The organism is Nocardia sp. NPDC050712 (genome assembly GCF_040654295.1).
Lineage (GTDB): Bacteria > Actinomycetota > Actinomycetes > Mycobacteriales > Mycobacteriaceae > Nocardia.
The window spans coordinates 502,059-515,434 of the sequence record NZ_JBFAHT010000005.1 but is presented as its reverse complement, the minus strand read 5'-3'; the positions used below and the strand labels follow the sequence as shown (position 1 = coordinate 515,434).

14 protein-coding genes are annotated in these 13,376 nt (G+C 66.9%); 9 read left to right on the top strand and 5 right to left on the bottom strand.

All coding sequences use genetic code 11. The features are described from left to right. Window positions 1–107 precede the first annotated feature (107 nt). Window positions 108–674 carry a TetR family transcriptional regulator gene (locus AB0H76_RS35200; RefSeq protein WP_357331401.1) on the top strand — a complete coding sequence of 189 codons (567 nt, stop codon included), beginning with the start codon at window positions 108–110 and terminating at the stop codon, window positions 672–674. Window positions 675–918: 244 nt separating this feature from the next. On the opposite strand, the gene AB0H76_RS35195 is transcribed toward AB0H76_RS35200, so the two are convergent. From AB0H76_RS35195 to AB0H76_RS35185, 3 genes are all read right to left on the bottom strand, one after another. Beyond that, window positions 919–1,293 (bottom strand): DUF5313 family protein, encoded by a 375-nt coding sequence (locus AB0H76_RS35195; protein WP_357331400.1) that lies wholly within the window; start codon window positions 1,291–1,293, stop codon window positions 919–921. Beyond that, window positions 1,286–1,771: a MarR family transcriptional regulator gene (locus AB0H76_RS35190; protein ID WP_357331399.1), complete on the bottom strand. Its 486-nt coding sequence runs from the start codon at window positions 1,769–1,771 to the stop codon at window positions 1,286–1,288. Before AB0H76_RS35190 ends, AB0H76_RS35195 begins: the two co-directional genes overlap by 8 nt. 179 nt (window positions 1,772–1,950) lie before the next feature. Beyond that, window positions 1,951–2,145, bottom strand: coding sequence for a hypothetical protein (locus AB0H76_RS35185; protein ID WP_357331398.1), 195 nt, complete (start codon window positions 2,143–2,145; stop codon window positions 1,951–1,953). Between the two features lie 196 nt (window positions 2,146–2,341). Here AB0H76_RS35185 and AB0H76_RS35180 point away from each other — a divergent pair, with 196 nt between their 5' ends. Next, a complete protein-coding gene (locus AB0H76_RS35180) occupies window positions 2,342–2,989 on the top strand; it encodes a helix-turn-helix domain-containing protein (RefSeq protein ID WP_357331397.1) in 648 nt (215 codons plus the stop codon). Between the two features lie 31 nt (window positions 2,990–3,020). After that, window positions 3,021–3,485, top strand: coding sequence for a DUF3291 domain-containing protein (locus tag AB0H76_RS35175; protein ID WP_357331396.1), 465 nt, complete (start codon window positions 3,021–3,023; stop codon window positions 3,483–3,485). 92 nt (window positions 3,486–3,577) lie between these two features. Here AB0H76_RS35175 and AB0H76_RS35170 read toward each other — a convergent pair whose 3' ends face one another. Continuing rightward, on the bottom strand, window positions 3,578–4,813 hold the full coding sequence (locus AB0H76_RS35170) for an alpha-hydroxy acid oxidase (protein WP_357331395.1): 1,236 nt from the start codon (window positions 4,811–4,813) through the stop codon (window positions 3,578–3,580). 171 nt (window positions 4,814–4,984) lie between these two features. Between AB0H76_RS35170 and AB0H76_RS35165 the strand changes: the two genes are divergently transcribed. The 5 genes from AB0H76_RS35165 (at window position 4,985) to AB0H76_RS35145 (ending at window position 10,639) form a co-directional block, all read left to right on the top strand. Next, window positions 4,985–6,322, top strand: a complete 1,338-nt coding sequence (locus tag AB0H76_RS35165; RefSeq protein WP_357331394.1) for a M20/M25/M40 family metallo-hydrolase — start codon at window positions 4,985–4,987, stop codon at window positions 6,320–6,322. Then, a complete protein-coding gene (locus AB0H76_RS35160; protein WP_357331393.1) occupies window positions 6,319–7,173 on the top strand; it encodes an alpha/beta hydrolase in 855 nt (284 codons plus the stop codon). The genes AB0H76_RS35165 and AB0H76_RS35160 overlap by 4 nt, the downstream gene beginning before the upstream one ends. A gap of 74 nt (window positions 7,174–7,247) precedes the next feature. Then, window positions 7,248–7,916: a GntR family transcriptional regulator gene (locus tag AB0H76_RS35155; protein WP_357331392.1), complete on the top strand. Its 669-nt coding sequence runs from the start codon at window positions 7,248–7,250 to the stop codon at window positions 7,914–7,916. Between the two features lie 31 nt (window positions 7,917–7,947). Further along, window positions 7,948–8,745 carry an alpha/beta hydrolase gene (locus AB0H76_RS35150; RefSeq protein WP_357331391.1) on the top strand — a complete coding sequence of 266 codons (798 nt, stop codon included), beginning with the start codon at window positions 7,948–7,950 and terminating at the stop codon, window positions 8,743–8,745. A 400-nt stretch (window positions 8,746–9,145) separates the two neighbouring features. Beyond that, a complete protein-coding gene (locus tag AB0H76_RS35145; RefSeq protein ID WP_357331390.1) occupies window positions 9,146–10,639 on the top strand; it encodes an MFS transporter in 1,494 nt (497 codons plus the stop codon). Between the two features lie 280 nt (window positions 10,640–10,919). Here the strand turns inward: AB0H76_RS35145 and AB0H76_RS35140 are convergent, their stop codons facing one another. Further along, the gene (locus AB0H76_RS35140; RefSeq protein WP_357331389.1) at window positions 10,920–11,936 is read right to left on the bottom strand and encodes an alpha/beta hydrolase; all 1,017 of its coding nucleotides are present in this window, start codon (window positions 11,934–11,936) and stop codon (window positions 10,920–10,922) included. A 96-nt stretch (window positions 11,937–12,032) separates the two neighbouring features. Here AB0H76_RS35140 and AB0H76_RS35135 point away from each other — a divergent pair, with 96 nt between their 5' ends. After that, the gene (locus tag AB0H76_RS35135; RefSeq protein WP_357331388.1) at window positions 12,033–12,767 is read left to right on the top strand and encodes a TetR/AcrR family transcriptional regulator; all 735 of its coding nucleotides are present in this window, start codon (window positions 12,033–12,035) and stop codon (window positions 12,765–12,767) included. Window positions 12,768–13,376: the final 609 nt, after the last annotated feature.

Sequence of the window (13,376 nt, the reverse complement as noted above, 5' to 3'; positions counted from 1 at the left end):
GATGCTTTCGCGATCGAAGGCTGCCAGCCGAATACCGACAACGATACTACGTATGTAGTCTTGAGACTACACACGTAGTAAATTGACTACTGATGTAGTGTGTGATCGTGCCCACGAAACGTGAACTCGTACTCGATGCCGCGATCGAAGTGCTCGGTTCGCGGGGGCCCCGCGCGCTCACCCATCGCGCCGTCGACGAGGCCGCGACCATGGCCTCCGGTTCGACCTCCAACTACTTCCGCACCCGCGAGGCACTACTCATCGGCATCTCCGAACGTTTGGAGGAGCGCGACTACTCGGACTGGGAGACTCTGAGCCGGATGCCGATTCCCGCTACCCTCGACCAGTTGATCGACACATTGGCCGGGCTCGTCGGCCATTTCGCCGGCGCGGATCGCACCCGGACGCTGGCCCGGTACGCCCTGATTCTGGAGGCGCAGACCGCACCCCCCATCCAGCAATCCATCCAGCGCGGCCACCAGCGACTGACCGACTGGGGCACCGTCATGCTGCGCAACATCGACCCGCGCGCGGATGTAGCCCAACTGCTCGTCGACTACATGGACGGCGCTGTCATGCACCAGCTATACAGTCCCGCAACGGAGTTCGATCCCCGTCCGGCGCTGGATCGACTCGCTCGCGCGCTGCTGCCACAGCCTCATACCTCGTCATGACGGCGATTCCCCAACGACAACGCCACCCTCCTCGAACATAGGTGGAGCATGTGCATGCGTTCGTGCGCCTCGGATAGCAACCGGCAGTTGATCTTCCGTCGCACCGCGCCGGCCGGTTCGGTTAACGCGATCAGCGGCATGTGCGTACATCGGAGCAGCGAGCGACGGAGATATCCTGACGGACTTGTTGACATCTACGACGAGTACCTGACCTGGCGCAACAGCCAGTCCTGGAGTTGAGACATCAGTTGCGGTTGTGGCGCAGTTCGTAGCGGACGCGGTTCGCCTCGGCGCGACGCCGTTCGCCCTCGTTGGCCAGCTCGGGGTCCAGGCCGTGCTTGAACAGGACATGGCGGCGGTAGACGTAGGTCAACGCGATCGTGAAGAACACCAGCGGAATGTAGACCAGCGCGGCCATCGACAGGCCCATCCAGACCGGGCCCGGCACCAGGAGGAACAGGCACAACAGCGGGATGGGCGGGAGCAGGAAACGCGTGAAGAAGCGGCGGGTGGCGCCCGGGCCGGTCTGATCGCGAAGTACCCAGTCGCGCATCGAGAGTGGCAGCGTGGCGCCGCCGATGTAGCGGACGCGCTGGAGCAGGTTGGGATGGTCAGCCATTGTTCTCTCCTATGGATGGCGTGCGGCCCAGGGCTGCGTCATTGACCCGGTTCAAGGCGTCGCGTAATTGTTCGAGGTCGCTCAGGCCGACTCCGAGCCGCTCGACAACCGCGCCGGGGATTCGTTCGGCCTCGTTCCGTAGCGCCCGGCCCGCGGGGGTCAGGTCGACGATGAGCGCCCGCTCGTTGCCGGGGTTGCGGCTGCGGGTGATCAGCCCCGCGCCTTCCAGGCGTTTCAGCAGCGGCGACAGCGTAGGCGAGTCGAGCTGAATCGCTTCGGCGATCGCCTTCACCGACATCGGCGCCTCACCCCACAGGGCGAGCATCACCAGATACTGGGGATGCGTCAGGCCCAGCGGCTCCAGCAGTGGGCGATATACCGCGAGTACCGAGCGGTTGGCCACGGCCAGGGCGAAGCACACCTGCCGGTCCAGGCGGAGGGGATCCTCGATTGCGCGGGTCGAATCGGTGGGGGCCACGGACGGATATTATCGCGCTAACAGTTAATGCACAAACTAAGGCTGCGCGGTCTTGCCCCGAGCATGATCTGATGCGTGCTGGCGTGCGGGTACGAGTTCGTCGATAGTCGACTCCCCCTGGCAACCTTCCGGCGGCTGCGTGTCGAGATGGCACGCAGCAGCCCACTGCGAACTCAGAACTATGCGATGCGACCGCTCAGACTGGACGAACCGCTGATCAAGGCCTTCAGCAGATCACCGAAAGGGTCACAGGGCAGTGAATCCGAGGTGGAACAGCCGACCGGGGTAGCCGGCTCGGGGGACGCGGGGGCGGCGGCCGCGGGGGCCAGCATTAGCCCACCGGCCAGGACGGCGGCAACGAGTGATGGTTTCATCGAAACTTCCTTCTTCAGCGTCTCAGGCTGCCCGAAACGCCCGGAGCAGCGCCCGCTACACTATGCCACAGCATCGATCGCAGATGCTGAGGCAAAGGGTTGGATGACTCAATCACCGGTGGCTCGGGGTGGCAGTGGACCCCGATCCGAAAGAGCGTTTTCTATCTCAGATGTCGATTGTTCTTAGAATGGCCAGATGAAGGACATCGACGCCGTAGGCGTGCTGCAGGACCCGGTTCGCCGGCGGCTGTACGAATACGTCGCGGCCAGCTCGGAGCCGGTGAGTCGCAACGAGGCCGCGACCGCGGCCGGTATTCAGCGCACCCTGGCGGCGCATCACCTCGACAAGCTGGCCGAGGCCGGGTTGCTCGACACCGAGAGTCGGCGACTGTCCGGCCGGTCGGGGCCGGGCGCGGGCCGCCCCGCCAAGCTCTACCGCCGGGCGGCCGCCGAACATCAGATCTCGCTACCACCGCGCGATTACCGCACGGCCGCAAGCCTTTTGGCCCAGGTCGCCGAAGAGGCGAGGTTGGATGTCGAATTGCAGAAGGCGGCTCGCGAACAAGGGCGAGCGGCCCGCAGCGAACCCGCGCACGACCTCTCCGAAGTAGCCGATCTGCTTCGCGCTCGGGGATATGAGCCCTTCACCGACGGTGACACCCTGCGCATGCGCAACTGCCCATTCCATGCCCTCGCCGAGGCCTACCCACCCCTGGTGTGCGGCATGAACCTGGCCTTACTGGAGGGACTACTCGAAGGCTCCGAGAAGGTGCGCGCGCGCATCGACGCCCGCCCCGGAATCTGCTGCGTTGCCGTGGATCTCTCTAAAAACAATGTTGATTGACATAGAGTCCTCGGCATGATGAAGTGACCGCATGACCGGTCACCACCTCGCCGAACTGAACACGGCAATCCTCAAATACCCCCTGGACGACCCGCGCATGGCCGGCTTCACCTCCATGCTCGAGCCGATCAACGCTCTCGCCGAGCGCTCACCGGGCTACATCTGGCGCCTGGTGGACGATTCCGGAACCGACGCCACATCCATGCGCCCGCTCGGTACGAATGTCATCGTCAACCTGTCGGTCTGGGAAACACGAGAAGCGTTCTGGGACTACGTCTATCGCAGTGGCCATCTGGAATTCCTGCGCCAGCGCAGCGACTGGTTCGAACGTCCCCGCGAGGACATGATCGTGCTGTGGTGGGTACCCGCCGGGCACACGCCCACCCTCGACGAGGCGCTGGCCCGCTTGCAAGCACTGCGCGCGAACGGCCCCTCTCCCCTGGCGTTCTCGCTACGGGAGCGCTACTCGGCCGAGGATGCGCAAGCCTTGGCGTAGCCGCACTACACCAAGGGGCCTTTCGGCAATGAACAACACCGTCGAGCCACTCCCCCAGCGAACCGCCGAGCATCTGATTTCGCGTGTCCCCGTCAGGTACTCGCGGCGAGCGATACGTGCGCGGCGTCCAGGTCGGCCAGCCGCGTCACCCCGAGGAGTTGCATCGTCCTCGTGGCCTGCGTTTCGAAGATCTGCAATGCCCGGGTGACGCCTCTGCTCCCACCGGCCATCAGCCCGTAGAGATAGCCGCGGCCGACGAGACCGGCCGTGGCGCCGAGTCCCGCCGCCGCGACGAGGTCCGCGCCGTTCATGATCCCGGTGTCGATGAAGACCTCGGCTCGATCGCCGACCGCCGCGACCACTTCGGGGAGCAATCGCAGCGGGTTCACCGCCCGGTCGAGTTGGCGCCCACCGTGATTGGACAGCACCACCGCGTCCGCGCCGAGATCGGTGACCAGTTGCGCGTCGGCGACGCTCTGAATGCCCTTGACGACCAGCTTTCCGGTCCACTGCGCCCGCAGCCAGGCCAGGTCCTCGACGCCGACGCTCGGATCGAACATCTGGTTGACCAGCTCGGCCACCGTGCCGCCCCACGAGGTCAGCGAGGCGAACTCCAGGGGCCGGGTGGTGAGCAGGTTGAACCACCAGGCCGGGTGCAGGGAGATGTCGGCGACGGTGCGGGCGGTCAGGGTCGGCGGGATCGTGAATCCGTTGCGAACATCCCGCAGGCGCGCGCCCGCGACGGGCGTGTCCACCGTCAGCACCAGCGCTTCGAAACCCGCGGTGCGGGCGCGGTCGATCAGGTTCCGGCTCGCGTCCCGGTCCTTCCACAGGTAGAGCTGAAACCAGTTGCGCGCGCCGGGTTCCGACGCGGCCGCCAGCTCTTCGATCGAGGTCGTGCCCATGGTCGACAAGGTGTACGGGACGCCTGCCGCGGCGGCGGCCCGGGCGACGGCGAGCTCCCCTTCGTGATGCATGAGGCGGGTGAAGCCGGTGGGGGCCAGCACCAGGGGTAACGCGCTGGCGCTGCCGAGGATCGTGGCCTGCGGGGTCACCGACGAGACGTCACGCAGGACGCGGGGATGGAAGACGCAGTCGCGAAAGGCCCGGCGCGCGGCGCCGATGCTGACTTCGCCCTCGGCAGCGCCGTCGACGTAGTCGAATACCGAACGCGGCGTGCGGCTCCGGGCGATCGCGCGGAGATCTTCGATGGTGTGAGCGCGGGCCAGTCTCCGATCGGTCGGGTTGGCCACCAGAGGACGTCGCCGCACCAGGGGGCGGAGCTCGGACCAGCGCGGTATCTGCCGGCGGTGGGTCGTTGGTGACATCAGTCCACTCCAAAGATTGTGCAACAACTAGCGAGGCTGGCGTCACGGTACACACCAGCTGGAATGCGTGCCAAGTACTCGGCAAACGCAGAATTGGGGGTCGTCAACAGATTCACATTGTGTCACAATCATCGAACTGTGACGCGGATCGCTAGAAAGAGATGTTGCGAAATGTGGGATGAAACCCGGTTGATCGAGGACCTGAGCTGCTTCGTCTCGGTGCCGTCGGTCAGCGCCGACCCCGAGCGCGCCGACGAGGTGCGGCGATCCGCCGAGACGGTGGCCGACGCCTTTCGCTCGGTGGGCGTGACCGCGTCCGTGGTGTGCCGGGCGGGCGGACTGCCCGCCGTCATCGGCAGGCGCGACGGGCCGCCCGGTGCGCCCACCGTGCTGCTGTATGCCCATCACGACGTGCAGCCGGTCGGGGATCGGCAGGCCTGGCAGTCCGATCCCTTCACCCTGACCCGCCGGGGCGACCGGCTCTACGGGCGCGGCTCGGCCGACGACAAGGGCGCGATCGCCGTCCACCTCGAGACGCTGCGCAGGCTCGGGCCGGACCTGCCGGTCGCGGTGGCGGTGCTGATCGAGGGGGAAGAGGAGATCGGATCCCCCACTCTGGCAGCACTTCTCGCCGAGCACCGGGACACCGTGCGCGCGGATTTCGCGCTCGCGCCCGACGCGGTCAACGCCGAGGTCGCGGTGCCCGCGCTGACCATGTCGCTGCGTGGCCTGCTCAATGTCCTTGTCACCGTGCGCACCGCGGCGGAGCCCGTGCACTCGGGCGTCTTCGGCGGCGCGGTGCCCGACGCCCTCACAACGCTGTGCCGGCTCGTCGCGACGATGACAGACGAACTCGGCGCGGTGGCGATCGCCGGGCTGAGTGCGGGCCTGGGCTCCGAGGGTGGCCCCGTCGCCGCCGAGGTCCGGAATCAAGCCACCATGTTGCCGGGTGTGGACTACATCGGCCGCGGCTCCATGGCCGGCCGGCTGTGGGACGGTCCGGCGCTGTCGGTCCTCGGAATCGACGCGCCACCGGCCGCCGGGGCCGCCAACATCCTGGTGCCGTCCGCGCGCGCCACGATCGGCATTCGCCTTGCCCCCGAACAGGATCCGGCCGACGCGCTGCGCGCGGTGCGGGAACACCTCCGCGCGCACGTGCCGCACGGAGCGCACGTGGAGGTCGAGGTGACCGCGATGGGTGCCGGCTGGCGCGCCGACCCGGCGACGCCCCTCACCGGTCTGGCACAGGAGGTGCTCACCGCGGCCTTCGGGGCGCCCGCGGTGCAGATCGGTGTCGGTGGCGGGATTCCGTTCATCGCCGCCCTCATCGACGCGCTGCCCGGCATCGACGTGCTGGTCACCGCCATCCAGGACCCGCACACGCAGGCGCATGCCCCCAACGAATCCGTGGCGGTGTCGGCGCTGATGGCGGCGACCGACGCCCAGGTCGAACTACTTCGCCGGCTCGGTGCGCCGGCGGCCGACTCCGAAGGAGCGATCTCGAAATGAACCACTCGCGAACGTGCACAGCCGAGGACGGGCGCACGGTGACCTGGGCCGAATACGGCGATCCACAGGGCGTGCCCGTCCTGTTCTGCCACGGCACACCCGGCGGTCGGCTGGTGGCCGCGCACTCCCACGACTCCTATCTCCGCCAAGGGCTGCGCGTACTCTCCCCGGACCGCCCCGGCTACGGCGGAACCGATCCGCTGCCCGGCCGATCCGTCCGCGACGCGGCCCCGGACGCGCTGGCGGTACTGGATGCCTGCGGAGTGCGCGACGCGTTCGTCGTCGGTGGATCCGGTGGCGGCCCGCACGCGCTCGCCGTGGCGGTGGCCGCGCCCGATCGTATTCGCGCGGTCGGCGTATTCGTCGGGGCGGCACCGTTGCTCGGCGCGGAGCGCGACGGCCAGGTCGCGATCAACCAGGCCGTGATGGACCGCCTCGACCAGCCCGGCGAACTGCGCGACCTGCTCGATCGCATGCGCACCACCTTGCGCGAGGAAGGCTTGGCGAGCCTGCTCACCGACGCACCCGAGAGTGATCGCGAACAGTGGGCCCGGCATGCCGCCGCGCGGCAGCAGTCCCTCCAGGAGGCACTCGATCCGGGTATCGAGGGCATGTTCGACGACTACCAGGCCATCTTCGGCGGCGCCTGGGGCTTCGACCCCGAGCAAGTGGCGGTCCCGGTGGTCTGGGCGCACGGCGACCAGGACCGCAACGTGCCGGCCTCGGCCGCGCGCCGGATCGCGGCGCGAATTCCGCGCTGCCGCTTCATCGGCTGGGCCGACGTGGGTCATTCACCGGGACCAGAGCTGGTCGCGGAGTTCTACACGGCCCTGCTGGCCGGCGTGTGCTGATGCGCAGCGTCCGAAGGATTGTTGATTACCATCGACCGCAGGATTCCCCTCCGAGCATCGAATTGAGTAACAACATGGCCAGTGCAGGCAGGATCAGTACGCCGGCCAGCATCGCGCAGGCGCTCCGCGACGACCTGCTGGACGGCGTCCTCGCGCCCGGCGCGCGGCTGACCGAAGAGGCGCTGAGCGCGCGGTTCGACTGCGGCCGCCACTCCGTCCGCTCGGGCCTGCAGATCCTCGTCGCGCAAGGGCTGCTCGAGCATCAGCGCAACAAAGGGATCGTGGTTCCAGAGGTCACCGAGGAACGCATCGACGACATGTGCTCCTACCGGTCGATCCTGGAACTGGGTGCACTGCGGCTGGCACTGAGCCGGGGCGCGGACCTCACGCCCGTCGCCGAAGCCGTCGAGCAACTCGAGGCCCTCAGCGATGACACACCCTGGCGGCACGTGATCGAGGCGCACAGCGCGATTCACAAGCGGATCGCCGAGGCCGGCGGCAACGCCCGGCTCGTGGCCGCGCACGACGCGTGCGAGGACGAGCTCAACTACATGCTCGCCACCGTGCAGGCCGACTTCTCGGCGCGGCGGCTGGCGATCATGCACCGATACTTGTTGAACCAGCTCTACCTCGGTGGCGACGTCGCGTTGCGGGCGCTCGAGGACGATCTCGAACTGGGTGGCCGCGCGGCCATGCACCTGGCGCTACGCAGGCAGCGGGGCCTGGCGGTACGGGCTCGGTAGACCCGAATCTCGCAGAGCAGAAAGAAACACGATGCTGACCGATGATGTTCAGATCCACGGCCGCTCGGGGCAACCGGTACTACTACTGCCCGGGGGCGCCGAAACCTGCGACGGATTCTTCCCAGGGCTCGCCGAAGGGTTGGTGGCCGATCCCGGCTGCTGGGTGATCGTGCACGATCGGCCCGGCACGGGAGCCTCGACGGCGAAGGGTTCACTCGCCACGGCCGCCGCCGACTTGGCGGCGCTGATCGCCGCACTAGGCTGCGGACCGGTCGTCGTGGTCGGCCAGAGCCTGGGTGGCGCGGTCGCCGTGCTGCTGGCGATCGAGTATCCCGAGGTGGTGGCAGGGCTCGTGCTCCTGGATCCCACGCCGATCAACGATGCGCGGTTATGCCGCCAGCTCGATCGGACAATGGGGACGTTCGGCGCTATCGCGTCGATTCCGCTGGGCCGCACCATGATGCAGGCGCTACTGCGCTCCTCGATTCGTCGTAAAGCGCGGCGCACGCAGTTGCGGCCCGACTGCGCGGAGGCGATCGACCGGCTCGGCGATATCGACCTCACCCAACTGATCACCGCGGTGCGGGGAATCGCGGGGATCTCGGCGAACCTGGACGAGAACAGGATTCCGCATCGCCCCGCCGTCGTGATCGCCGCGGACCGCAAGCGTGGCAGCGCGGTCACGCGGGCGCACACGCGTCTCGCCGCGGCGCTCGCGGCACCGTTGGTGTGCTGGCCGGATGCGCAACACCATGTGCACCTGAGTCATCCCGACGAGACGCTCGCCGCCGTGCGGGATTTGATTGCTCGGATCGCCGCTCCGGGCTGAGGTAGCGCGACAGGAGGGGGCAGCCGTCTTCCTGAAGGCGCGCTGTCTGCATGAGGTGGCGGAGGACACCGCAGGTCCGGTGTCAGGCGATCAATGGGTTGTCGTATGGTGGACTGAGTCTTGCCTCGCATATTTTCCTGCGGAGGCGGGCGTGGACTTTTCTTTCTGCAGTGGATTGGAGGTGGTGACTTATATCCCAGGCCAAGTAGCCGTCCGTGTTCCCCATGTCCTGATCATTCGGACGTGTGCGGGGCGGACGTCGCGCTGGCCTGAGTTGCGTCACCACCCATTCTTTTCCACTGTTTCCCGGGTGCAGCTCTACCATCTGCCCTAGGTGCGTGTTGTCTTGCCCTGATGTGGTCGACGGTGGGCTCCCCGATTCCTGAACAGGAGTCCCGTCGTGAGTTCTTCCGCGCTCGACAACGAGCCCGAGCACATCCCCGAACCATCAACCCAGAATTCGTCCGGCACGTCGTCAGCGATGACAACGACCGCCAGGATCGCCCTGGCGGTCCTTCTGACCGGCGAGCTCATGAACATCGTCGACGATTCGGTCGTCCTGACCGCCATCCCGACCCTGCAACAGTCCCTCGGCGCCGGACCGGCCGCCGTGCAGTGGGTGACCGCGGGCTACGCACTGACCTTCGCTCTCGCGCTGATCACTGGCGGCAGGCTCGGCGACATCTACGGCCGGCGAAAAGTGTTCCTGCTGGGCACCATCGGATTCACCGTGGCCTCGCTGCTGTGCGGGCTCGCGGCCGATCCCGGCATGCTGATCACCGCGCGCGTGCTCCAAGGCGGTGCCGCCGCGGTGATGATGCCGCAGGTCCTGGCGACCCTGCATGTCACCTTCGTCGGCGAGAACCGCAGCAGAGCTTTCGGGCTCTTCGGAGCGGTGCTGGCGATGGGCAACGTCGTGGGCCCGGTGCTGGGCGGCGTGCTCACCGACGCCGACTTGTTCGGGCTGTCGTGGCGGCCGATCTTCTTGATCAACGTGCCCGTCGGGCTCGCCGTGATCATCCTCGGGCGCAAGTTCATCACCGAGTCGACCGCGGCCAAGGCCGACCGGCTCGACCTCACCGGAGTGGGGCTGTCCGCGATCGCGATGGTGCTGATCGTTTTCCCGCTCACCGAGGGCCACGCCCACGGCTGGCCCGTGTGGTGTTTCGTCATGCTCGCCGGTGGGCTGGTCGTCCTCGGTGTCTTCTTGTGCCAGCAGCGGCGCCGCGCTGATAAGGCCCCGCTGGTGGAGTTGGCGCTGTTCAGGGTCAGGCAGTTCTCCGGTGGACTGTCCGCGCAGCTGATGATGGGTTTGCTGGTCGGTTTGTTCTTCATGACTTGGACGCTGTACCTGCAGCGTGGTCTGGGCATGAGCGCGCTGCTGGCGGGACTGGCCTTCGTGCTGCTCGCGGTCGGCGAGTTCGTGGGTGCGATGCTCGCGACGAAGACCGCCGGGCGTTTCGCGCGTCGACTGCCCCAGACCGGAGCACTGATCACCCTCGCCGCAATGGCGGCCTACGGGCTCCAGATCAGTAGCGGGCGTGCGGATTTGACCTTGCTCGCGATGACCGTCCCGATCCTGTTCCTCGGGTTCGGGCTCGGCATGATCAGCGGACCGATCGCCGACCTGACGCTGGCGCAGGTTCCACACGAACGCGCCGGCTCGGCCTCCGGCTTGTTCAACACCGCCTTGCAGTTGGGCTACGCACTCGGTATCGCCCTGAACGGTCTCGTGTTCTTCGCCGTCACCGGCGGCTCCCCCGACAGGGCGCTCAACCGTGACGCGTTCACCGGTGTGCTGTGGTGGGTCGGTGGCACGTTGATTGCGATGTGGGCGTTGATGTTCTACCTGCCCAAGCACGCGAACGACCAGACCAAGGAGTCCGTCGGGTAAGTGGCATCGGCTGTAACGGCAGGAGCGCGCATCCGTCAGAATGCGCGCTTCTCGGCAATACAGGATGTTCAGTCGTTGGTGAAGTGGGTGGTCGGCGTTGCGCGGTGGCGGTGACGCCTTCAGCGACTCGCCGGCACGTCCGGTTTCGTTCCGAGATTTCCGCCCACGGGCTTTGCCCTGAGCGGGGGTGCGGGTTGCCGGGCTCCCGGCGGCATCGGCGACGGGTTGAAAACGTTCGTTTTGGCCCATCTCCAGCGCACTGTGCGGTGCGGTCGGCCTATCAGTGCCGGGTGCTGTTCGACTCGGGGGCAAGGGCAGGACGGACATGAGCAAGCAGGAGGGCGAGGAAGCGGTCCGGCTGGCGGAAGGCAGCGAAATGGCTCGCATTCTCGATGAGCGCGAATTCCTTGATCGGGGCGGTGACGTCGTCGAAGAATCGTTTGGCCGATTCCGGCGGGGTGATGACGTCGCTTTCGCCCTGGAAGAGGAAGAACGGCAGCGCGAAGGTGGTGCCTTCGTCCCATTCATCGATCGTGACAGATTGGGGTGCGAGGACTTCGGAGAAGCTCATGGCCTGCATGTAGGTGCGAACCTCGCGCAGCGAGTGCAGCGGCGAGGTCAGCAGCGAGCCCATGACGACCTTTTTGACTGTGTCGAAGGTGAGGGGATCGGAGCCGACGGTGTGCTTGTTGAACTGCGACCAATCCTCGCGGCTCCACGCCGATCGGTCTGCGGTCATCGTGACCACGGTGGCGAGATCCTTGCTCTTGCCGGCCTTTTCGAGCCGGGCCAGCAGGCCCGCGTAGGCGGTGCGGTCGCGGCCCCCGGCGTTGATGTTCTGGTCGGTTCCTACGTAGGCGGAGAACAATTCCGGGTGGCTGCGGGCGATGCGGAGCGCGACGAACGAGCCGAAGGAGCAGCCGAGAAGAACGATCTTGTCGACGCCGAGCCGTGCCCGGAGGTGCTCGCTGACCTCCAGGGCGTCGCGCTCCAGTTGCTCCAGGCTCATCTCACCCTGACCGGCCGCGCCGGTGTGGCCGAAAGTCTTTCCCGCACCACGCATATCCCAGCGCACGATCGTGAAGTGGTGTTCCCAGCCCCGGGTGCGGGAGGCGTAGATGAGGCTGGAGGCGCCGGGCCCGCCGTGGATCTCGAACAGCACCGGGTTGTCGCGATCCTCGCCGCGGATCGAGATCCACTGGTCGATACCGCCGATGCGGACGAATCCGGCTTCGTCGATACCGTTGGCCGTGGTGATGCGCAGGCGCGCAGCGTGCTTCGAACCGGGGATCCGCATGGTGACTCCTCAAAAAGTTTGTACCGTAAACAACGATGTTTAAGGTATAAACAGTCAAGCGTTCCGTCAACCCCGACCTTGGAAGGGCATCCGGTCATGGCCCACAGTTCCGACGCCAAGCCCCGCGATCTACGCATAGCCACCGCCCTGCTGTGGGGCGAACCCGTGGAGCCCCCGCGCGGCCCCAAGTCCGGCCTGTCGATCGTCAGTATCACCGCGGCGGCGGTCGCTCGCGCCGATGCCGACGGGCTCGAAGCCGTGTCGATGAACAAGGTCGCCGCCGAATTCGGCGTCTCCGGGATGGCTCTCTACCGCCATATCCCCGGCAAGACCGAGCTCGTCGAATTGATGGTCGAAGCCGTCCTCGCCGTGGAGCCCGAGTTGCCCGGCACCGAGACAGGCTGGCGCGCCCGACTGCTGGCCTGGTCACGCCAATTGCTGGCGATCTACCGAGCCCATCCGTGGCTGCTCGCCGCCACCGCCATGCGCCGTCAACTCCTGGGCCCGAATCAACTCCAATGGATGGACGCTGCTCTGGCGGCGCTGGAATCGACCGGACTGAAGGCCGCCGAACGCCACCAGATCTTCCTGCTCATCGCCGGACACGTGCGCAACCTCGCCCAGCAGCACGCCGACTTCGACGCCGACCACGCGAGCGAATGGCAGCAGCTCACCGTCGAACTCGTCGACCGCCACGCTCAACGCTTTCCCGCACTGGCCAAAACCCTCACCGGCGCCACCACGCCGATCGACTCCCTGACCTTCGGCCTGGACCGCATTTTCGACGGAGTCCAAATCCTCATCGACCACGCCGGTGTGGCCGACAGCTGAGGACTGCACCGTATGCGGCTGGCCCAGGGCTGCACCGCTGTGTTCACAGGCAGCGTCGACGGCACGACCCTCGACGTAATCCGGGACCCGGCCGCCGCTACCGGCACCATCAGCGTCGACCTCGCAGCCGCTCAGAACGGGTGCAAAGCGTTGCACGGCAATACGCCCGACGGGGCCCGATCTGAGCGTGCCCTGAAATCGGCAGGTGGACGTCCTGAACCGCAACAGCTCTGGCCTGCCGGCCGCCTCGGATTGGCCGCTTCCCTCAGCGCGCTCCGCGGCATGAGCGGATGTCGCGGGGGTTCGAGCAGCAGGCAAGACCAGCGTCTGTGCGATCAGGGGTAGCCGTAACATCGGCAGAATTCGGGCAGATTCGGCGTAGAGCGCTGTAGGCGAGATTTCGGGTTCTCGTGCGGTGTGGGGGTTGCTGTTTTGCAGGCTGCCGATGGGCCGGTCGGCGCGCCGGAGTGTAGTTCGTGGCAACGCAGGTATTCACGGACGAGGACCTGGCCCTGTGCACCGCCTGAAAAGGAGTGGAGCGGGGCCACGACAGTGCGGTTGGATAACTACCAGCGGCGGACGCCGCGCGGCCCGCGAACATGAATAACT

What these genes read in the sequence shown, in the direction of transcription:
- AB0H76_RS35195 (WP_357331400.1), bottom strand. Translation starts at nt 1,293, where the DNA reads ATGGCTGACCATCCCAACCTGCTCCAGCGCGTCCGCTACATCGGCGGC.
- AB0H76_RS35185 (WP_357331398.1), bottom strand. Translation starts at nt 2,145, where the DNA reads ATGAAACCATCACTCGTTGCCGCCGTCCTGGCCGGTGGGCTAATGCTG.
- AB0H76_RS35180 (WP_357331397.1), top strand. Translation starts at nt 2,342, where the DNA reads ATGAAGGACATCGACGCCGTAGGCGTGCTGCAGGACCCGGTTCGCCGG.
- AB0H76_RS35175 (WP_357331396.1), top strand. Translation starts at nt 3,021, where the DNA reads ATGACCGGTCACCACCTCGCCGAACTGAACACGGCAATCCTCAAATAC.
- AB0H76_RS35170 (WP_357331395.1), bottom strand. Translation starts at nt 4,813, where the DNA reads ATGTCACCAACGACCCACCGCCGGCAGATACCGCGCTGGTCCGAGCTC.
- AB0H76_RS35165 (WP_357331394.1), top strand. Translation starts at nt 4,985, where the DNA reads ATGTGGGATGAAACCCGGTTGATCGAGGACCTGAGCTGCTTCGTCTCG.
- AB0H76_RS35160 (WP_357331393.1), top strand. Translation starts at nt 6,319, where the DNA reads ATGAACCACTCGCGAACGTGCACAGCCGAGGACGGGCGCACGGTGACC.
- AB0H76_RS35155 (WP_357331392.1), top strand. Translation starts at nt 7,248, where the DNA reads ATGGCCAGTGCAGGCAGGATCAGTACGCCGGCCAGCATCGCGCAGGCG.
- AB0H76_RS35150 (WP_357331391.1), top strand. Translation starts at nt 7,948, where the DNA reads ATGCTGACCGATGATGTTCAGATCCACGGCCGCTCGGGGCAACCGGTA.
- AB0H76_RS35140 (WP_357331389.1), bottom strand. Translation starts at nt 11,936, where the DNA reads ATGCGGATCCCCGGTTCGAAGCACGCTGCGCGCCTGCGCATCACCACG.
- AB0H76_RS35135 (WP_357331388.1), top strand. Translation starts at nt 12,033, where the DNA reads ATGGCCCACAGTTCCGACGCCAAGCCCCGCGATCTACGCATAGCCACC.